Raw genomic sequence first — 19,749 nt, 5'->3', positions numbered from 1 at the left:
CTCTGTCCCCACTCGCCGGTCAGTGGCCCAGTTGTGACCGTGCCGCGATGGTCGGTACTCCGCCGGTGGGGTGGGCGCATTAGGCTCATCGGACGTGCCGAACGATGCAAGTGCCGATGCCGGGTTGCTGACCGCTGCTGCGGTCGCACTGAACAAGCATGCGGATTTGCTCGTGGACCTGGGCAGGGTGTTCGCCGCGGCGGGTCATGAGCTGTATCTGGTCGGCGGCAGTGTGCGTGACGCACTGCTGGGCCGCGAGCTGAACGACCTGGATTTCACCACCGACGCCCGTCCGCCGCAGTTGCAGAAGATGCTGCGCGGCTGGGGAGAAGCGTTGTGGGACACCGGGATCGAGTTCGGCACCATCGGGGTGGCCAAGTACGGGCAGCGCATCGAGATCACCACGTTCCGGGCCGACAGTTATGACCAGGTGTCGCGCAACCCCGAGGTGGTGTTCGGCGACCGGCTCGAGGACGATCTCGTGCGCCGGGACTTCACCGTCAACGCGATGGCGGTCCGGATCAACCCGGATCTGCCCGGCGGCATCGGGGAGTTCCACGATCCGCTGGGCGGGCTGACCGCGTTGGCCGGCAAGGTGCTCGATACCCCGTCGGCGCCGCAGGTGTCGTTCGGTGACGATCCGTTGCGGATGTTGCGGGCCGCCCGGTTCGTCTCACAGCTGGGGTTCTCGGTGGCGCCGCGGGTGCTGGAGGCGCTGCTCGAGATGGCGCCGCAGCTGGGCCGGATCACGGTCGAGCGGGTGGCTGCCGAACTGGACAAGCTGATGCTGGGCGCCGACCCCATGGCGGGTGTGGACCTCATGGTGCAGACCGGGCTGGGCGACGTGGTGCTGCCCGAGGTCGGTGCCATGCGGATGGCGATCGATGAACACCACCAGCACAAGGACGTCTACCACCACTCGCTGACGGTGCTGCGCCAGGCCATAGATCTGGAGGAGCCCGAGACGGGACCCGACCTGGTGTTGCGCTGGGCCGCGCTGCTGCACGACATCGGCAAGCCGGACACGCGTCGCCACGAGGCCGACGGCGGCGTCAGCTTCCACCACCACGAGGTGGTCGGCGCCAAGATGACGCGCAAGCGCATGCGCGCGCTGAAGTACTCCAAGCAGATGGTCGACGACGTCTCGCAGCTGGTGTATCTGCATCTGCGGTTCCACGGCTACGCCGACGACAAGGGCACCGGCCAGTGGACCGACTCCGCGGTGCGGCGCTACGTCACCGACGCCGGCCCGCTGCTGAGCCGGCTGCACAAGCTGGTGCGTGCGGACTGCACGACGCGCAACCGTCGTCGGGCCGCGCGCCTGCAGGCCAACTACGACGGTCTCGAGCGGCGCATCGACGAGCTGGCCGCTCGGGAGGATCTGGCGCGGGTGCGCCCGGATCTGGACGGCAACGAGATCATGACGTTGCTCGGGATCCCGGCCGGCCCGCAGGTCGGCGAGGCCTGGCGGTTCCTCAAGGAGCTCCGGCTGGACCGCGGCCCGCTGGACCACGACGAGGCCATCGCCGAATTGCAGAAATGGTGGAACGCCAGAGCCTGATCAGCCGTCCATTCAGGTATGGACTATTGCCTGAGTGATGGGGATGGGTCGGCGTCGTGGTGGCCGGGGGAGCCGGCCGTGGATGCCGACGGTGACGGCACGCTCGACGGCGTGCGGCTGGATGTGGACGGCGACGGATTGTTCGACGACGCATTGGCCGACTTCGATGGTGACGGCCGGGCCGACCACGCCGTCGTCGACGTGGATGGCGCGCGGGTGGCGTTCACCGATGACGGGTCGGGTACCTGGGCCGTCGGCTCGGGGCTGCGGTGGTTCGGCTTGGACGGCACCGAGCAGAGCGGGGGAGCGGTCGTCGACTTCGACGGTGACGGAGCCGCCGACGACCGCCTGATCGACGCCGACGGCAACGGGCTCGCGGACCGGGTGCTGGCCGGACCCGTCGCGTACGCGGACACCGACGGCGACGGGCGGTGGGACGTGCAGCTGTCCGACACCGACGGCGATGGGGCGGCCGACGGTGCCGCGCCGGTGAGCCCGGCCGAAACAGGGAGCGCCCACAACGGGCACCCGTCGAACTAAGGTCACCCTAAGTTGCGCCTGAGGTAGGCGCGGGGAGGGTGATCGTGACTGTCGGACCCGGCTTCTCGCTGATCGTTGGCTACGGCACCGACATGGGTAACGCCGAGGACGCCGCGATGTCGTTCGCCGAGGCTTTCCAAGAGGCCACCGGGATCACCGCGGTGGCCACCGAGCTGAACCAGGTCGACGTCGCCGCGCTGGCGTCGGTCAGCCACTTCGTGGCGGTCACGTCGACGTTCGGCGACGGCGAATTTCCCGACACGGCCACGCTCTTCTGGGAAGCGCTCAGCGCCGACACGGCCGGCCGCCTCGAGCAGTTGAGCTTCGCGGTGCTGGCCCTGGGGGACAGCGGTTACGACCTGTTCTGCCACGCGGGCCGGCTGCTCGACGAACGACTCGAGGAACTCGGCGCGACCCGGCTGGCGGGCCGCGTCGACATCGACGGCCCCTACCGGGAACACGCCGCGGCCTGGACCACCGAGGTGGTCAAGCTGCTGATCGAAGCGCAGCCCACGGCGTCCACCGACCGAGTCGTTGCGCCGGCGACCCCGGAACGTGCCGGTCGGTCCGACCCGAACCAGCCGGTCGACGTGCGGATCGCGGTCAATCGATTGCTGACCGCGCCCGAGTCGGACAAGGAGGTCAGGCACTACGAGCTGGATCTCGCCGGCACCGGGATCAGCTATGCGGCAGGTGATTCGATCGCGGTGCACGCCACCAATGACCCGATTCTGGTCGAGCAGATGCTGACCGCGCTGGGCGTCGACGGCGGCGAGGGCGTGGACGGCCATGACGTCCCGCTGCGCGCCATGCTCACCGAGCAGCTGGAGATCCGGTTGCCGTCGCGAGCCCTTCGGTCATTGGTGGCCGGCCGGGTGGCAGAGGCGCCCGACGCCGATGAACTCGGCGACGGACCGGGCACGTGGTGGTACGGCAAGGATGTGCTGGACCTGATCCGGCTGGCCGAGCTGACCCTCGACGAGGTGCTCGACACCCTGCGGCCGTTGCAGGCCCGCGACTATTCGATCGCCTCGAGCCCGCTGCGCCACGCCGACACCGTGCATCTGACCGTGGCGACGGTGCGGTACGCCGAGGTGGATCGCAGCCACGGTGGGGTGGCGTCCACGTTCCTGTGCGACCGCGCCGAGACGACACGGGTGCACCTGCGGCCGAACCATCATTTCCGGTTGCCTGCCGCCGACGTGCCGATCATCATGGTCGGCCCAGGTACGGGGATCGCGCCATTCCGGGCCTTCCTGCAGGAGCGGGCCGCCGCCTCAGCGCCCGGCGCCTCGTGGTTGTTCTTCGGCGACCGGCGCCGGGCCACCGATTTTCTGTACGCCGACGAGCTCGAGGGCTTCCTGGAATCGGGCACCCTGACCCGACTCGATCTGGCGTTCTCCCGCGACGGTGGGACGAAGGAGTATGTGCAGCACCGGATGTGGGAACAGGCGGCGGAGGTATTCGACTGGCTCGAAGCCGGCGCGTACTTCTACGTCTGCGGTGACGCCGAGCGCATGGCCAAGGATGTCGACGTGATGCTGCACCAGATCGTGGCCGACCGCGGCGGGCTGGACCCGGCGGCTGCGCACGCCTACGTCAACGATCTGATCAAGAACCACCGCTACCTGCGGGACGTCTACTAGGCGGTCAGGCCCGGCCCGCTCCCGGCGGCCCGGCGAAGGCCTGGGCGATGGTCAGCCACTTCTGGGCGTCTTCGCCGACGGCCGTCACGTCCAGTTCGCGCAGCGGCCGTCGCTGGGTCACCAGCAGGCAGAAATCCTCGGCCGAGCCGGTGACCCGCTGCGCGGCGTCGTCCGGACCCCAGGCCCACACGCCACCGTCGGGTGCGGAAAGTTCCACGTGAAACACGTCGGCCGGCGGGGTCAGCTCGTGGAGTGTGAAGGCGAAATCCCTTGTCCGAACCCCGATGTGCGCGATGGATCGCAGTCGGGCCGTCGGCTCGCGCCGGACCCCGAGGGTGTCGGCGACGTCAGCGCCGTGCGCCCAGGTCTCCATCAACCGGGCGCTGGCCATGGACGCGGCGCTCATCGGCGGGCCGAACCAGGGCAGTTTGCGGCCGTCGGCCACGCCTTCCAGCGCGTCGTGCAGCGTGGTCCGGGTGGCGCGCCACTGCGCCAGCATCTCGGCGGGCGGAGTCTGCGCGAGTTCCTCGGCCGCCACGTCGACGAATCCGAGCGGGTTCTTCCACGCCTCGGTGAGCGTCGCGGCGAAGGCGTCTTCGTCGGTCACCGCCAGCACGGACACCTGGTCCGTCCACCACAGATGTGCGATCTGATGGGCGATGGTCCAGCCTTCGGCCGGGGTCGCAGTGGCCCATTCGCCGGGCGGCAGATCGGCCACCAAGCGGTCCAGGTCGTCACTCTCGGCACGCAGATCGGCGATCACACCGGCAGCAGCATTGGGGGCCATGGCAGCACCCTAGACGGTACCGGCGGTCCTGCTGCGCTTGGCCAGTGTCGCGTGCAGGGCCAGGCCCACCAGGTAGACGACGGCACCGCTGGCCATCAGCGCCGAGGACTTGCCGTCGGCCGGAATCACGGCCGCGGACACGGTGATCGCGGCGATGAACGCCATCCAGAACAGCGCGTCCTGGACCGCGAAGACGTGGCCGCGCAGGGCGTCGTCGACGTCGAGCTGCATCGCCGAATCCGCGCACAACTTGACCACCTGCCCAGCCGTGCCCAGAACCAGACTGCATGCGATCAGCACCGGGATCTGCAGGCCCGCACCGGAAAGCTGAACCACCGCGGCGATGGCAAGGGCCCCGTTGGCGGTGGCGTAGCGACCCCAGCGTCGTACCGCGGCCGGCATGACGACGTTGCCGAGAAACGACCCGAGGCCCGCGGCGGCCACGAACACGACGGTCACCGCGAAGCCCGCGACGTGTTCGCCGCCGCCGTGCCGGACCAACACCAGCACCATGAGGGTGTTGATCCCGAACACCATGCGGTGTGAGGCCAGGCCCGTCAGCGTCGCGGCCACCGTCGGCACATTGGCCACCGACCGCAGTCCGTAGACCCAGCCGGTGATGACGGCGTAGATGGCCGACCCGTGGACCGCGCGGGCGCTGTCGTCAGGTCCCAGGAGGTGGGGGTGGAAGCGCACCACCAGCCACAGCGCGAGTGCAACCGGCAGCGCCGCCAACCAGATCACCACGGCCGAGCTGGCGTCGCCCGCGCCGAGCAGCCAGCGTGGCAGCAGCATCAGGTTGGCGCCGGCGAATGCTGAGACGGCCCCGCACGCGGTGACCACCGAGTTCATCGACACCACCTGTTCGGTGGGTACGACGTGCGGCAGTGCGGCCGACATACCCGAGGAGACGAAGCGGGTGAAGCCGTTGATGATCAACGCGCCGAACAGAATCGACGTGTCGCCTGCGGCGGTGGCCAGCAGCGCGCCGACGCCGATCATCGTGAGCAGTCGCGCCAGGTTTGCGACGATGAGCACCTGCCGGCGATCCCAGCGGTCCAGCAGCGCGCCGGCGAACGGACCCAGCAGCGAATACGGCAGGTAAAGCGCCGCGAAGGCGCCGGCGATGGCCCACGGGTCGGCCTCGCGCTCCGGATTGAACAGCAGGCCGCCGACCAGACCGGCCTGGAAAAGGCCGTCGCCGAACTGGCTGACCACGCGCAGTTCCAGCAGCCGGCGAAAGTCCGGCAGGGCCTGCACCGCATGCAGGACGACGTGGTGGGGGCGGCGGTCGGTCACTGGAATATTCGTGTCCTGATTTGAGAGTGCCGGGCGTGATTGCAGCGACCTGCTCCACAGTACAAATATCCTGGCAAGCCGTGTGCGTTGGTCACGGTGAGCGCCTGTGGATGCCATGATGGAGGCGTGGCGCAGTCAGAGGAACCGGAGGATTTCATCGCCCCTGCCACGCACCGGATTCGGGCGGGGACGCTGCTGCTCGCCAACACTGATTTGCTGGAGCCGACCTTCCGGCGCAGCGTCATCTACATCGTCGAGCACAACTCCGGTGGCACGCTCGGCGTCGTCCTGAATCGGCCCAGCGAGACGGCCGTCTACAACGTGTTGCCGCAGTGGGCGAAGCTCGCCACCAAACCCAAGTCCATGTTCATCGGCGGTCCGGTGAAGCGTGATTCCGCGCTGTGCCTGGCGACCATGAAAGTCGGCGTCGACGCATCGTCGGTGCCCGGGCTGCGGCACGTCCAGGGCCGCATCGCGATGGTCGATCTGGACGCCGAACCCGAGGACATCGAAGACGCCGTCGAGGGCGTCCGGATCTATGCCGGCTACTCCGGCTGGTCGGTGGGCCAGCTCGACGGTGAGATCGAGCGCGACGACTGGATCGTGCTGTCGGCGCTGCCGTCGGACGTCCTCGTGGAACCGCGCGTGGATCTGTGGTCGCGGGTGCTACGGCGTCAGCCGATGCCCATGGCGATGCTGGCGACGCACCCGATCGATGTGAGCCGGAACTAGCGGCAAATTCAGCTGCAGGACAGCGTGCAGCTGGCGCAGCTGCCGGCGCAACTGTCGCCGGCGGGAGCGTTGTCCCGGGCCATCATGGCGGCTCCGGCCTTGGCGCCCTGGTAGCAGCCCGCGGCGAAGGTGCCGACGGCTCCGATGACGCACACCATCAGCACCATCACACCGGTGCTGGGCGGTGCGACGAGAGCGACGGCGCCGCCGGCGGCCAGCATCACGGCCGTCGCCAGCTGGATCGGTGCCACCGAGCGCAGTACGCGCGGCACGGTGTCGGTGGAATGGGGGCGACGCAGCGACCAGGCGCCGACGCCCGCGGTTACCACGGCCGCGCACAGGCACAGCACCGCGGCGATCAGCATGCGTCTCAGGATAGGGGCGGCCGGGCGGCCGCTCCAAACCGGCGACCGGTCAGCGGCCCACGCCGGGGATCGATGCGGTGAGGGGCACGGCGCCGGCGGTGTGCGGCAGGACAGCGGCCGGTGCCGGAACCATGGGGGCGGCCGGGGCCGGAGCCGGTGCGACAGGTGCGGGAACTGCGGCAGGGGCTGGTACGGCGGCCGGAGCCGGAACAGCGGCGGGTGCCGGTACCGCGGCCGGTGCGCCCGGCACGCTGACCTTGAACCCGTTGACGATGGCGTCGGTCGCGTTGCCGGAGGCGACGGTCACCTGCGCACTGGTCGTCACCGACAGCGTCACCAGGTAGCGGTCCGCGCCGGACGTCGCGATGAGGTGCCGCCGCGAGGTGTTCAGCGTCATGTTGTTCTCGCGGAACGTGCCTTCGATGATCGCCGACGGCATGCCGTAGAAATCGGCCATCGAGCCGTCGGTGGACCGCCACGCGACCTGCTGCTGGCTGTCGATGAAGCCGTGGCTGATGGCTTCCCTGGGATCGAAGTCGCCCGCCAGCTTGTAGACCTGCAGAGCGGCGTTCGAGGTGTAGAGGCCGTCGCCGCCGACGCGGTCCGCGATCACGGCGAACGCGTCGGGCACATTCGGATCCGGCACCGGGGCCCAGCCGGGAGGCACCGGCAGGACGATGTTCAGCGCCGTGAAGCCCGCGGGCGTCTGCCGCTGCATCGCGACGTTGTGGGCGCGGAGGTATTCGGCAATGGTGCCCGAGGCGGCCGGCGCGATGGCCGGCGTGGGCACCGGGGCCGGCGCGATGACGGGTTGGGCCACGGCAGGCTGGGGAAGCGTGGCCGGCTGGGGGACCCCGGCGGGCTGACCGGCGGGGATGAAGGCAGGGCCGGCGGGCTGCGCGGCCGCCMCCGGCGCCGGGGCGGCCTGCACGGTGACGGTCTGGGTCACGGTCGCGGGCGCCGGGAGGACGGGCTGGGGTGGCAGCGGGTCAGCGGATGCGGTGCTACCGGCAAAGCCGACGACGCCCGCCAGACCTGCGGCGACACCTCCTGCCAGCAGTCGCCAGTGGCGGGCGTTCTCGAACATGTGGCGCCGGTCCTTCCGCTTCACTTCTGCATCACGCGTTGCACTCGAGCCGACTGTATGTAGGTGGGTGCCCTGCCCACCAGGTCCGGCGCGCACCTGCAACCGTGCTCTGACCGCACTGCAACGGAACCGAGACCAACGGCGATCGGCTGGCGTGATGCAGGTCGCGCCGGGGGTGTTGACTACCCTGTGCACGTGAGCGAATCCCCGAATGCGCAGGCCAACGCGCGTCCCGAGGCGGCTGTGGCCGTAGACGCCGACAGCCCGCAGCACCGTTACACCGCCGAACTGGCCGGCACGATCGAGGCCGACTGGCAGCAGGTGTGGACGGACCGCGGCACCTTCAACGTGCCGAACCCGGTCGGCTCGCTCGCGCCCACCGATGGTTCGCCGGTCCCGGCGGACAAGATGTTCGTGCAGGACATGTTCCCGTACCCCTCGGGTGACGGCCTGCACGTCGGGCATCCCCTGGGCTACATCGCCACCGACGTGTACGCCCGTTACTTCCGGATGACGGGCCGCAACGTCCTGCACGCCTTGGGCTTCGACGCCTTCGGCCTGCCGGCCGAGCAGTACGCGGTGCAGACGGGGACGCACCCGCGCACGCGGACCGAGGCCAACATCGTCAACTTCCGGAGGCAGCTGGGACGCCTCGGCCTGGGGCACGACGCCCGGCGCAGCTTCGCCACCACCGACACCGACTTCTACAAGTGGACGCAGTGGATCTTCCTGCAGATCTACAACGCCTGGTTCGACGCGTCGGCGCAGAAGGCCCGCCCGGTCGCTGAACTGATCGCCGAATTCGATTCGGGTGCAAGGACTCTCGACGACGGCCGGGACTGGTCGGCGCTGTCCGCCGCTGAGCGCGCCGACGTCGTCGACTCGTATCGCCTGGTCTACCGCTCCGACTCGATGGTCAACTGGTGCCCGGGCCTGGGCACCGTGCTGGCCAACGAAGAGGTCACCTCCGACGGCCGCAGCGAGCGCGGCAACTTCCCGGTGTTCCGGAAGCGCCTGCGGCAGTGGATGATGCGCATCACCGCGTACTCGGACCGGCTGCTCGAAGACCTGGACGTGCTGGACTGGCCAGACAAGGTCAAGGCCATGCAGCGCAACTGGATCGGCCGCTCCACCGGTGCCGCTGTGCTCTTCTCGGCCGGTGACGCGGACATCGAGGTCTTCACCACCCGCCCGGACACCCTGTTCGGCGCGACCTATCTGGTGCTGGCTCCCGAACACGACCTGGTCGACTCGCTGGTGGCCGATGCCTGGCCCGCCGATGTCGACGCGCGCTGGACGTCCGGCGCGGCCACTCCGACCGAGGCGGTTGCCGCCTACCGCGCCGCCATCGCGGCCAAGTCCGACCTGGAGCGCCAGGAGAACAAGACCAAGACCGGCGTCTTCACCGGCGCCTACGCCACGAATCCGGTGAACGGACACCAGGTTCCGATCTTTATCGCCGACTACGTGCTGGCCGGCTACGGCACCGGCGCCATCATGGCGGTGCCCGGCCACGACCAGCGCGACTGGGAGTTCGCCACGGCGTTCGGCCTGCCGATCGTGGAAGTCATTGCCGGGGGCGATCTTTCGGAGTCCGCCCACACGGGAGACGGCGCGCTGGTCAACTCTGACTACCTCGACGGCCTGAACGTCGCCGACGCCAAGGCCGCCGTCACCGAGAAGCTGGTGGCGGCCGGCCGGGGACAGGCCCGCGTCGAATTCAAGCTCCGCGACTGGCTTTTCGCCCGTCAGCGGTACTGGGGCGAGCCGTTCCCGATCGTCTACGACGCCGACGGCCGGGCCCACCCGCTGCCGGACTCGGCGCTGCCCGTCGAACTGCCGGACGTGCCGGACTACTCGCCGGTGTTGTTCGACCCGGACAACGCCGACAGCGAGCCGTCGCCGCCGCTGAACAAGGCCACCGAATGGGTGCACGTCGACCTGGATCTGGGTGACGGTCTGCAGCCGTACACGCGCGACACCAACGTCATGCCGCAGTGGGCCGGCAGCTCCTGGTACGAGCTGCGCTACGCCGACCCGCACAACTCGGAAACGTTCTGCGCCAAGGAGAACGAGGCCTACTGGATGGGTCCGCGCCCCGAGATTCACGGTGCCGCTGACCCAGGTGGTGTCGACCTGTACGTCGGCGGCGTCGAGCATGCGGTGCTGCACCTGCTGTACTCGCGGTTCTGGCACAAGGTGCTGTTCGACCTCGGCCACGTGTCGTCGCGCGAGCCGTACCGTCGCCTGGTCAACCAGGGCTACATCCAGGCGTTCGCCTACACCGATGCCCGCGGCGCCTATGTGCCGGCAGCGGAAGTTGTTGAGCGCGAAGGCAAGTTCTTCTGGACCGGCCCGGACGGCGAGATCGAGGTCAACCAGGAGTTCGGCAAGATCGGCAAGAGCCTGAAGAACTCCGTCTCGCCCGACGAGATCTGCGAGGAATACGGCGCCGACACCCTGCGCGTCTACGAGATGTCGATGGGTCCGCTGGAGGCGTCGCGGCCGTGGGCCACCAAGGACGTCGTCGGCGCGCACCGGTTCCTGCAGCGCGTGTGGCGCGTCGTCGTCGACGAAACCACCGGTGAGCCAAGGGTTTCCGACGACGCCCTGTCCGACGACACCCTGCGCCAGCTGCACAAGACCATCGCCGGGGTGAACGAGGACTACGCGGCGCTGCGCAACAACACCGCAGCGGCCAAGCTCATCGAGTACACCAACCACCTCACCAAGGAGGGCGTCACCGCCCGCGCCGCGGTCGAGCCGCTGGTGCTGATGGTCGCGCCGCTGGCCCCGCACCTGGCCGAGGAACTGTGGCGCCGGCTGGGCAGTGCCGCGTCACTGGCGCACGGCCCGTTCCCCGTCGCCGACGAGCGCTACCTGGTCGACGACACCGTCGAGTACCCGGTGCAGGTCAACGGCAAGGTGCGCGGCAAGATCGTCGTCGCCGCCGATGCCGACAAGGCCACGCTGGAAGCCGCCGCCCTCGCCGACGAGAAGGTGCAGGCCTTCCTGGCCGGCGCGACCCCCAAGAAGGTCATCGTGGTGCCCGGCCGACTGGTCAACATCGTCGCCTGACCTGTGATTTGTGCACGATTTTCCGCGCCGACCGCGGAAAATCGTGCACAAATCCCACGGATCAGCGCGGGCGGATGATCACCTCGTGCTGGTGGGCGTCGTCGGGGGTGGCCACCACCTGCGCGATCACCTGGGCGACGGTCGAGGGCTTCAGGAACCGCTCGGGCTTGTAGTCGCCGCCTTCGTAGGCCACCAGGTTCCATTGCATGTCGGTGTCGATCCGGCCCGGGTAGACCGTCGTCACCCGCAGTGACGGTTCGTCGGCGCGCAGGGCGTCGGCGAAGGCCCGCAGCGCGAACTTGCTGGCCGCGTACGACGCCAGGCCGGGGGACGGGCTGCGACCGGCGCCGGAGTTGACGAAGATCACCTGCCCCCGGGCCGCGCGCAACGCCGGTAGCAGGGGCAGCGTAAGTCCCACGGCGCCAATCACATTCACTTCCATGGTGGCCCGCCACTCCTCGACCGACGATTCGCCGACCCGGCCGGGGTACGCCACGCCGGCGTTGTGCACCAGCACGTCGAGCTCGACGATCGGCTCGACCGTCGCCTCGACGCCTTCATAGTCGGTGAGGTCCATGGGCCAGGTGGTCGCGCCCAGCCGCTCGGCGACGGCGTCGAGTTCGGCCGACGGCCGGCCCGCCAGGAACAGCGTGTGGGTCGGGGCCAGGGCTTCGGCGATGGCCAGTCCGAGGCCCCGGGAAGCGCCGGTGATCATTGCGGTCGGCATGGCGTGAGCCTACCGATCAGCGAATCCCGGAGCCGCGACGCACAATGGACAGCGATGCCACCCGACCACAGCTTCGCGCCCACCCAGCTCTCCGCCCGCGCCGCCTACCTGCTGCGCGGAAATGACCTGGGCGTCATGACGACGGCGGCGCCGCTGCTGTACCCGCACATGTGGAGCTGGGACGCCGCGTTCGTGTCGATCGGGCTGGCGTCGCTGACCGTCGAGCGCGCCGTCGTCGAACTGGACACGTTGTTGTCGGCGCAGTGGGCCAACGGCATGATCCCGCACATCGTGTTCGCCAACGGCGTCGACGGCTACTTTCCCGGGCCGGCTCGATGGGAGACCTCCACGCTGGCCATCAACGCGCCGCGCAACCGGGACACGTCCGGCATCACGCAGCCGCCGGTGCATGCCATTGCGGTGCAACGGATTCTGGACCACGCGCGCACCCGGGGGAGGTCCACCCGGGTGGTGGCCGAGTCGTTCCTGGACCGCAGGTGGGACGACCTGGTGCGCTGGCACCGCTGGCTGGCCGAGGCGCGTGACCCGCAGGAGCGCGGCCGGGTGACGCTGTATCACGGCTGGGAATCCGGCATGGACAACTCGCCACGGTGGGATAGCTCCTACGCCAACGTGATTCCGGGCGCGGTGCCCGAATACCAGCGCGAGGACAACGCGATCATCACCGACACCAGCCAGCGCCCGTCCGACGTCGAGTACGACCGGTACCTGTGGCTGCTGGAGGAGATGAAGTCCGTCCGGTACGACGACGCGCTGCTGCCGAAGGTGATGAGCTTTCAGGTCGAGGACGTGTTCGTCTCGGCCATCCTGTCGGTTGCGTGCACGGTCCTGGCGGAGATCGGCGAGGACTACAAACGGCCGAATGCCGATGTGCGCGAACTGTATTCGTGGGCCGAGCGGTTCCGTCAGGGTGTGGTGGCGACCACCGACGAACGCACCGGCGCGGCCCGCGATTTCGATCTGCGAGCCGACAAGTGGATCCCGAGTGAGACCGTGGCGCAGTTCGCCCCGTTGCTCTGTGGCGGCCTGCCGCATGACCGCGAACGCGCGCTGCTGCGCCTGCTGGAGGGCCCGCGGTTCTGCGCGCACCCCGACCTCAAGTACCCACTGATCCCGTCGACGTCACCGGTATCCCGCGACTTCCGCCCGCGGGAGTACTGGCGCGGCCCGGTGTGGCCGGTGATGACGTGGCTGTTCTCGTGGTGTTTCGCTCGCCGCGGGTGGTCGGAGCGGGCGTCGATCCTGCGTCGGGAAGGCCTGCGGCAGGCCAGTGACGGCACGTTCGCCGAATACTACGAACCCTTCACCGGGGAACCGCTCGGCAGCATGCAGCAGTCGTGGACCGCCGCGGCTGTGCTGGACTGGCTGGGTTGAGCTAGGCCGTATTGCCGCGCTTCTCATCGCGGCTCGTTCCTCGCCGCTTGATCGTCGCGCGGCTAGTCGTCGTTGCTGGTGGCCAGCTTCTCCAGTGGCGCAAGGGCCTTGGAGATGTTGTCGATGTCCTCGGGTGTCAGCTTGGCCATCATTGCGATCAGGACCTTGCGACGGGCCTCGAGGGCCTCACGGTGCTGCACGAGTCCGCGCGGCGTCACGTTCACCAGGACGGCGCGCAGGTCAGAAGGGTCACGGGACCGCTTGACCAGGCCCAGCTTCTCCAACCGCCGGATCGCCACCGTAGTGGTGGGGGTGCGGACCCGCTCATGCGCGGCCAGCTCGGTCATCCGGATGGGTCCGCGATCCAGCAGGGTGAGCAGGATGGACAACTGCGCGAGGGTCAGGTCGGCGCCGGCCTCGGCGTCCTTCGGGATCTCGACGCGTCGGCGCATCACGTTGAACAGCTTGGAGAGGACCTGCTGCAGGTCTCCTGCAAGGTCCGCGACCTGCGGCTCCGTCGACGACATAGTTCGATAGTCTAACGTGTATGCCGGATACTGGCCGGTATTAGACAACCTGCGCCAGAAATTGACGTAAACGTTGAGTCTCTGCGGATTCGAAGATCCGCTCGGGGGTTCCGGTCTCGATCACGCGACCGCCGTCCATGAACACCACCGAATCTGCCGCTGACCGGGCGAAACCCATCTCGTGGGTGACGACCACCATGGTCATGCCGTCGGCCCCGAGTTCGCTGATGAGCGTCAGGATGCCCTTGACCAATTCGGGATCCAGCGCCGAAGTGGCCTCGTCGAAGAACATCACCTGAGGGTTCATGGCCAGGGCGCGGGCGATCGCGACACGTTGCTGTTGTCCGCCGGAGAGGGTCGCGGGGCGGACGTCGGCCTTGTGCTTCAGCCCGACGCGCTCCAGCAGTTTCAGGCCGAGTTCGCGGGCGGCCTCGGCGTCCAGGCGCTTGAGTTTGCGGGGCCCCAGCGTGACGTTCTCCAGCACCGTCCGATGCGGGAACAGGTTGAAATGCTGGAACACCATCCCGATCCGCTGGCGCAGCTGATCCGGGTTGTCCTTCAGGACCGAACGGCCGTCGAGCAGGATGTCGCCGCGGTCCGGTTCGTACAGCCGGTTCAGGGTGCGCAGCAGCGTCGACTTGCCCGAGCCCGACGGGCCGATGACAGCCGTCGTGGTGCCGGCCGGGACGTCCAGGTCGACGCCCCGCAGGACCGTGCTGGTACCGAAGGACAGGTGAATGTCGTTGGCGGCCAGGGAAACCGGCTGCGGGGCGGTCATGCGATCTCCTCGGTCGCGGCGGTGAGCTCGGGTTCGGCGGGCCGGCCCTTGCTCAATCGCCGGTCGATGTAGTTGACCAGGTGGGTCAGAGGCACGGTCAGGGCCAGGTAGAACAAGCCGGAAGCAACCAGGGGAGAAAGGTTTCCGGTCTGCGCGTTGAGATCGCGGCCCACCTGGAACAACTCGCGCTGAGTGGCGATCAACCCGAGGAAGTACACCAGCGACGACGCCTTCAGCAGCGAGATGAACTGGTTCATCAGCGCCGGCAGCACTCGGCGGACGCCCTGCGGCACCACCACCAGGCGCATCGACGCCGGGTAGCCGAAGCCAAGCGCACGCGAAGCCTCGAGCTGGCCGGCGTCGACACTCTGAATACCCGAGCGCAGAATCTCCCCGATATAGGCGCCAGCCATCAGCCCCAGCGCGGCAATTCCCAAGGGGTACGGGTTGTTTCCGGTCAGCGAGCCCACCACCGGACCGATGCCCAGCCCGATCACCAGGATGATCACCACTTCGGGCAGACCACGGAAGATGTCGGTGTACACCCGCGCCGGCCACCGCAGCCAGCGCGACCGGGAGATGCCCGCGATGGCCAGCGTCATACCGATGATCAAGCCGATGATGCTGGCGCTGACGGTCAGGATGAGGGTGTTCGGCAGGCCCGTCTTGAACAGATCCGGGATGGCCTGCCGATACAGCCGCCAGTCCAGGAATGCGTCTTTCAGTTGGGACAGGGTGGATTTCGGTGCGGGACCTGACGTCGGCGCCCCGGACGCATGCGACGCGGCGATGGCGTTGAAGTCGGGCAGTTGCGGCAGCGGAGCGGCCTTCGATCCGGGCTTCCAGCCCGGCGGCAGGGCTCGCGGTACCCAGTCCGAATAGAGCCGAGCCCAGGTGCCGTCGGCGATGACGGCGTCGAGCCCCGCGTTGAGCGCGTCGATCAGAGGCTTGTTCTCCTTCGCGACCGCGTAGGCCACGAAATTGTCCAAGCTGAAGGTGTTTTCGACGATCCGCGCCGGGTCACCCGGCTGCACGGTGCCGGAAGCCTGCTGCGACGGCGCCACCCAGGCGTCGATCTGCCGAGTCTTGATGTTGGCGTAAACCGTGGCGTAGTCCGGGAATTTCACCGGTTCCAGGTGCAGGGTGTCGACGACGTAGGCCTCCTGCACGGTGCCCTGTACGACGCCGATGCGCTGTCCGGCCTTCAGTGCACCGAACCCGTTGATGGCCGATCCGCTCGGCACGACGAGCGAAAAGTAGCCGAAGTCATAGCCATTGGTGAATCCGACGGTGCGGCGCCGGGCGTCGGTGGTGGTGATCGATGACGACCCGACATCGAACCGGCGGGAGGCGACCTGGGCGAGCAGCCCGGCGAAATCGGTGCCGACGAAGTTGACGCGCAGCCCGATCTTCTCGGCGATGGCCCGCAGCAGCTCGTTGTCGAAGCCGGTGAACTGGCCGCCCGAGTTGATACAGATGCTCGGCGGCGCATCGGACAGCGTGCCGACGGTCAGCACCCCGGGGGTGCCCAGCCCCAAGGTCTCCGCCCGCACCGTCGAAAGCGGTTGGGTACCAGGCGTCGTGTACTTGTCGGTGCCGTCGCCCTTGGCGGCGGTGGCCAGGTTGGTGGGCAGCGCGCTGGCGCTCTGCACGCCCGGCGGAGCGCACTGGTCGGTGGTGGCGCGGGCCGGGACGCCCACGGACAGCGAGCAGACCAGGAGTGCCACCAGTATCGCTACTGTCGCACGCAGGAAAGAGGTCACGCAGGTCAACCTAGCGGGTGCCCGGCCGAATTCAGCGGCTTCAGCTCGCCCGGAATTGATCCGGCCGGGCCGCGTCGGTTACTGGCTGTCGCGCCACCGGCACAGGGTTTCGGCGTGGCTCAGGTCGTAGTCCGGTCCGTTGACGCCCACAGTCAGCAACGAAACACCCAGCGCGGTCAGGGCTTCGGCGTTGGCGATCAGGCCGTCGCCGCTGTCGTCCACGCCGGCCGAGCGGACGATGGTGCTCGGGTCGCGGCCGACGTCGGCACAATGCCGGTCCAGCACGGCGGCCTTCTCCGGATACGTCGACGCCGTGGTGAAGCTGTGCCACATCTGGGCGTACTGGGCGACGAGCTTGAGCGTCTTGCGTTCGCCCTGGCCGCCGATCAGGATCGGGATCTCGCGCACCGGGGCCGGATTGAGCTTGCCCAACCGCGAGATGATCCGCGGCATCGCCGCCGCCAGGTCGTCGAGCCTGCTTCCGGCCGTGCCGAATTCGTAGCCGTACTCGTCGTAGTCCTTCTCTTTCCAGCCCGATCCGATGCCCAGGATCAGCCGCCCGTCGGAGATGTTGTCGACCGTCCGCGCCATGTCCGCCAGCAGTTCCGGGTTGCGGTACGAATTACAGCTGACCAGGGCGCCGATCTCGATCCGCGAGGTTTGCTCGGCCCACGCGCCCAGCATGGTCCAGCATTCGTAGTGCGCGCCGTCGGGATCGCCGTACAGCGGGAAGAAGTGGTCCCAGTTGAAGGCGACGTCGACGCCGAGGTCCTCGCTGCGACGGACCGCGTCGCGCATCAGGCCGTAGTTGGGGGAGTGCTGGGGCTGCAGTTGAACCCCGATGCGGATGGGAAAGGTCATGTCCCCACGCTAGCGGCCGAGGACGCCCCGCAGAATGTCCACGAGCGCCGCGGGCTGATCGCCCTGCACCGAGTGCCCGGAATCGGCGACCATGTGGGTCCGCTGGAAACCCGGCGCACCGGCGGCGAAGGCGGCGGCATCGTCGTCGTTGACGAAGTACGATTTGGCGCCCCGCACCAGAGTGGTGGGCATGGTGATGGATGGGACGTCGTCCCACAGTCCGGCAAAACCGTCACCGACGCGGAGCGAATCGTAACGCCAGGTCCAGGTGCCGTCGTCGAGTTGCTTGGCGTTGTGAAAGACGCCGCGGCGCAATGAGTCCCGGCTGCGGTGCGGGGACGCCGCCATGGTGACGTCGAGCATCGCGCCGAAACTGGGGAAGCTGCGGTCGCCCTTCACCAGTGCGACCGCGCCCAGCTGGGCCTGGGTCATCTGCTCGTGCCGCTCCGGCGCCGACGGGGTGACGTCGATCAGGACCAGCGAGGGCACCAGGGCAGCGTCGGTCGCCGCGATGCGCAGCGCGGTCAGTCCGCCCAACGACATCCCGACCACCAGCCGGGCCGCCGGGGCATGTCGCTGAATCACCGGGGCCACCGTCGACGCGTTGAGCTTGGGCCCGTAGTCGCCGTCCTCACGCCAGGCCGACCGCCCGTGCCCGGGCAGGTCGATCGCCAGCGCCGGCACCCCGAGGCCGAGGATGACGGTGTCCCAGGTGTGCGCGTTCTGCCCGCCGCCGTGCAGGAACACCACCTCGGGTTCCGAGGTGCCCCACTTCAGCAGGCTGATCGGCCCGTCCTCGATCCGCGACACCGCGGGCAGCGGACCGGTCGCGCCGATCTGCTCGGCGTTCTCTGGCAGCAGCGCGAACTCGTCGAGCGCCAGCAGGTCGTCGTCGGAAATCTCGAGGGCCACGTTTCGGACACTACCCCCGGCGCCGGGGAGCGCTCAGCTGCCGACCGGGGCGGAGGTCCGGATCAGGTGATCGAACGCCGACAGTGCCGCTGTCGCACCGGCTCCCGCCGCGATGACGATCTGCTTGAACGGCACCGTCGTGCAGTCACCGGCGGCGAACACGCCGGGGACCGACGTCTGGCCGCGTTCGTCGATGACGATCTCGCCGCGCTTGGACAGTTCGACGCTGCCTTCGAGCCACTCGGTGTTGGGCAGCAGGCCGATCTGGACGAAGACGCCCTGCAGCTCGAGGGTGTGCGCCTCGCCGGTGGTGCGGTCCTGGTAGGTCAGGCCGGTGACCTGATCGCCGTCGCCGAGCACCTCGGTGGTCAGCGTGCTCAGCAGGATGTCGACGTTGGGCAGGCTGCGCAGCTTGCGCTGCAGCACCTCGTCGGCGCGCAACACCGAATCGAACTCGATGAGCGTCACGTGGGAGACGACACCGGCGAGGTCGATCGCGGCCTCCACGCCGGAGTTGCCGCCGCCGACGACGGCGACGCGCTTGCCCTTGAACAGCGGTCCGTCGCAATGCGGGCAGTAGGTGACGCCCTTGTTGCGGTACTCGGCCTCGCCCGGCACGTCCATCGAGCGCCAGCGGGCGCCGGTGGACAGGATGACGGTGCGAGCGGTCAGGGATGCGCCGCTTTCCAGCGAGATCTCGATGAGCCCGCCCTCGTCGATCGCGGGCAGCAGCTTCGCGCCGCGCTGGGTGTTCATCACGTCGACGTCGTACTCGCCGACGTGGGCTTCCAGCGCCGCGGCGTACTTCGGTCCTTCGGTGTGCGGGACGGAGATGTAGTTCTCGATCGCCATGGTGTCGAGGACCTGACCGCCGAATCGCTCGGCGACCACGCCGGTGCGAATTCCCTTGCGGGCAGCGTAGATTGCAGCCGCGGCCCCAGCCGGTCCGCCGCCGACCACCAGCACATCGAAGGGGTCCTTCTCGGCGATGGCTTCGGCGGTGCGCTGTGCGGCGCCGACGTCGACCTTGCCGATGATCTGCTCGAGGGTCATCCGGCCGGAGTCGAACACCTCACCGTTGAGGAAGACGGTGGGCACCGCCAGCACCTTGCGCTGTTCGACCTCGTCTTTGAACAGCGCGCCGTCGATGGCGACATGGGTGATGCGCGGGTTGAGGATCGCCATCAGGTTCAGCGCCTGCACCACGTCGGGGCAGTTCTGGCAGGACAGCGAGAAGTAGGTTTCGAAGTGCAGGTCGGCGTCGAGGCCCCGCACCTGCTCGAGCAGTTCGGGGGCTTCCTTCGACGGGTATCCGCCGACCTGCAGCAGGGCCAGGGCCAGCGACGAGAACTCGTGGCCGAGGGGGATGCCGGCGAACCGGACCTCGACGTCGGTGCCGGCGCGGCGGATCGCGAACGACGGCCGGCGGGCGTCGTCGTCGGCACGCGAGTAGGTGATCTTGTCCGACATCGCCGCGATCTCGGTGAGCAGTGCGGCGAGTTCGGTGGACTTGGGGCTGTCATCGAGGGAGGACACCAGCTCGATGGGCGCGGTCAGGCGCTCCAGCAGGGACTTCAACTGGCCGGCGAGTGAGGTGTCGAGCATGCGGATCAACTCCATCGATGAGAGGACTGGCTGGGCCATTCGTGGCCCGAAAGATATTGGTGGAAAACAGTTTTGATGGGCGGTGC

General features: G+C 68.7%; 17 protein-coding genes. 6 read left to right on the top strand and 11 right to left on the bottom strand.

The window, feature by feature from the left end; translation table 11 throughout:
- The first annotated feature begins 94 nt into the window (after positions 1 to 94).
- Genes AC1U2B_RS19270 through AC1U2B_RS19260 form a run of 3 tightly spaced genes read left to right on the top strand, consistent with a single transcriptional unit; the run spans position 95 to position 3,747 of the window.
- A complete protein-coding gene (locus tag AC1U2B_RS19270; protein ID WP_480218028.1) occupies positions 95 to 1,561 on the top strand; it encodes a CCA tRNA nucleotidyltransferase in 1,467 nt (488 codons plus the stop codon).
- 18 nt (positions 1,562 to 1,579) lie between these two features.
- The gene (locus AC1U2B_RS19265; protein WP_480218027.1) at positions 1,580 to 2,101 is read left to right on the top strand and encodes a pullulanase; all 522 of its coding nucleotides are present in this window, start codon (positions 1,580 to 1,582) and stop codon (positions 2,099 to 2,101) included.
- 44 nt (positions 2,102 to 2,145) lie between these two features.
- Positions 2,146 to 3,747, top strand: coding sequence for a diflavin oxidoreductase (locus AC1U2B_RS19260; RefSeq protein ID WP_480218026.1), 1,602 nt, complete (start codon positions 2,146 to 2,148; stop codon positions 3,745 to 3,747).
- Positions 3,748 to 3,751: 4 nt separating this feature from the next.
- Here the strand turns inward: AC1U2B_RS19260 and AC1U2B_RS19255 are convergent, their stop codons facing one another.
- Complete coding sequence (locus AC1U2B_RS19255; RefSeq protein WP_480218025.1) at positions 3,752 to 4,534, bottom strand: TIGR03084 family metal-binding protein; 783 nt, start codon at positions 4,532 to 4,534, stop codon at positions 3,752 to 3,754.
- A 9-nt stretch (positions 4,535 to 4,543) separates the two neighbouring features.
- Positions 4,544 to 5,833 carry an MFS transporter gene (locus AC1U2B_RS19250; RefSeq protein ID WP_480218024.1) on the bottom strand — a complete coding sequence of 430 codons (1,290 nt, stop codon included), beginning with the start codon at positions 5,831 to 5,833 and terminating at the stop codon, positions 4,544 to 4,546.
- A 126-nt stretch (positions 5,834 to 5,959) separates the two neighbouring features.
- Between AC1U2B_RS19250 and AC1U2B_RS19245 the strand changes: the two genes are divergently transcribed.
- A complete protein-coding gene (locus tag AC1U2B_RS19245; RefSeq protein ID WP_043391524.1) occupies positions 5,960 to 6,565 on the top strand; it encodes a YqgE/AlgH family protein in 606 nt (201 codons plus the stop codon).
- 8 nt (positions 6,566 to 6,573) lie between these two features.
- On the opposite strand, the gene AC1U2B_RS19240 is transcribed toward AC1U2B_RS19245, so the two are convergent.
- Complete coding sequence (locus AC1U2B_RS19240; protein ID WP_418004119.1) at positions 6,574 to 6,930, bottom strand: hypothetical protein; 357 nt, start codon at positions 6,928 to 6,930, stop codon at positions 6,574 to 6,576.
- Between the two features lie 49 nt (positions 6,931 to 6,979).
- Entirely contained in the window at positions 6,980 to 8,017 is a 1,038-nt protein-coding gene (locus AC1U2B_RS19235; RefSeq protein ID WP_480218113.1) for an LpqN/LpqT family lipoprotein, read from the bottom strand.
- 243 nt (positions 8,018 to 8,260) lie between these two features.
- Here AC1U2B_RS19235 and leuS point away from each other — a divergent pair, with 243 nt between their 5' ends.
- Positions 8,261 to 11,095 carry a leucine--tRNA ligase gene (gene leuS / locus AC1U2B_RS19230; protein WP_480218112.1) on the top strand — a complete coding sequence of 945 codons (2,835 nt, stop codon included), beginning with the start codon at positions 8,261 to 8,263 and terminating at the stop codon, positions 11,093 to 11,095.
- 61 nt (positions 11,096 to 11,156) lie between these two features.
- Here the strand turns inward: leuS and AC1U2B_RS19225 are convergent, their stop codons facing one another.
- Entirely contained in the window at positions 11,157 to 11,822 is a 666-nt protein-coding gene (locus AC1U2B_RS19225) for an SDR family oxidoreductase (protein ID WP_480218023.1), read from the bottom strand.
- Positions 11,823 to 11,876: 54 nt separating this feature from the next.
- Here AC1U2B_RS19225 and ggh point away from each other — a divergent pair, with 54 nt between their 5' ends.
- The gene (gene ggh, locus AC1U2B_RS19220) at positions 11,877 to 13,217 is read left to right on the top strand and encodes a glucosylglycerate hydrolase (protein WP_043986340.1); all 1,341 of its coding nucleotides are present in this window, start codon (positions 11,877 to 11,879) and stop codon (positions 13,215 to 13,217) included.
- Positions 13,218 to 13,279: 62 nt separating this feature from the next.
- Here the strand turns inward: ggh and AC1U2B_RS19215 are convergent, their stop codons facing one another.
- The 6 genes from AC1U2B_RS19215 to ahpF all read right to left on the bottom strand — a co-directional run bounded on the left by AC1U2B_RS19215 (position 13,280) and on the right by ahpF (position 19,663).
- Positions 13,280 to 13,744 (bottom strand): MarR family winged helix-turn-helix transcriptional regulator, encoded by a 465-nt coding sequence (locus tag AC1U2B_RS19215; RefSeq protein ID WP_043391536.1) that lies wholly within the window; start codon positions 13,742 to 13,744, stop codon positions 13,280 to 13,282.
- A 40-nt stretch (positions 13,745 to 13,784) separates the two neighbouring features.
- The gene (locus AC1U2B_RS19210; protein WP_480218022.1) at positions 13,785 to 14,522 is read right to left on the bottom strand and encodes an amino acid ABC transporter ATP-binding protein; all 738 of its coding nucleotides are present in this window, start codon (positions 14,520 to 14,522) and stop codon (positions 13,785 to 13,787) included.
- Positions 14,519 to 16,273: an ABC transporter substrate-binding protein/permease gene (locus AC1U2B_RS19205; protein WP_480218111.1), complete on the bottom strand. Its 1,755-nt coding sequence runs from the start codon at positions 16,271 to 16,273 to the stop codon at positions 14,519 to 14,521. The genes AC1U2B_RS19210 and AC1U2B_RS19205 overlap by 4 nt, the downstream gene beginning before the upstream one ends.
- 90 nt (positions 16,274 to 16,363) lie before the next feature.
- Complete coding sequence (locus AC1U2B_RS19200) at positions 16,364 to 17,146, bottom strand: LLM class F420-dependent oxidoreductase (protein ID WP_260971478.1); 783 nt, start codon at positions 17,144 to 17,146, stop codon at positions 16,364 to 16,366.
- Positions 17,147 to 17,155: 9 nt separating this feature from the next.
- A complete protein-coding gene (locus AC1U2B_RS19195) occupies positions 17,156 to 18,058 on the bottom strand; it encodes an Rv0045c family esterase (protein ID WP_480218021.1) in 903 nt (300 codons plus the stop codon).
- Positions 18,059 to 18,091: 33 nt separating this feature from the next.
- Positions 18,092 to 19,663 (bottom strand): alkyl hydroperoxide reductase subunit F, encoded by a 1,572-nt coding sequence (ahpF, locus tag AC1U2B_RS19190; RefSeq protein ID WP_480218110.1) that lies wholly within the window; start codon positions 19,661 to 19,663, stop codon positions 18,092 to 18,094.
- Positions 19,664 to 19,749 lie beyond the last annotated feature (86 nt).

The sequence above is a fragment of the Mycolicibacterium sp. P4_G11 genome (assembly GCF_056555145.1).
This window is presented reverse-complemented; position numbering and strand designations above follow the sequence as displayed.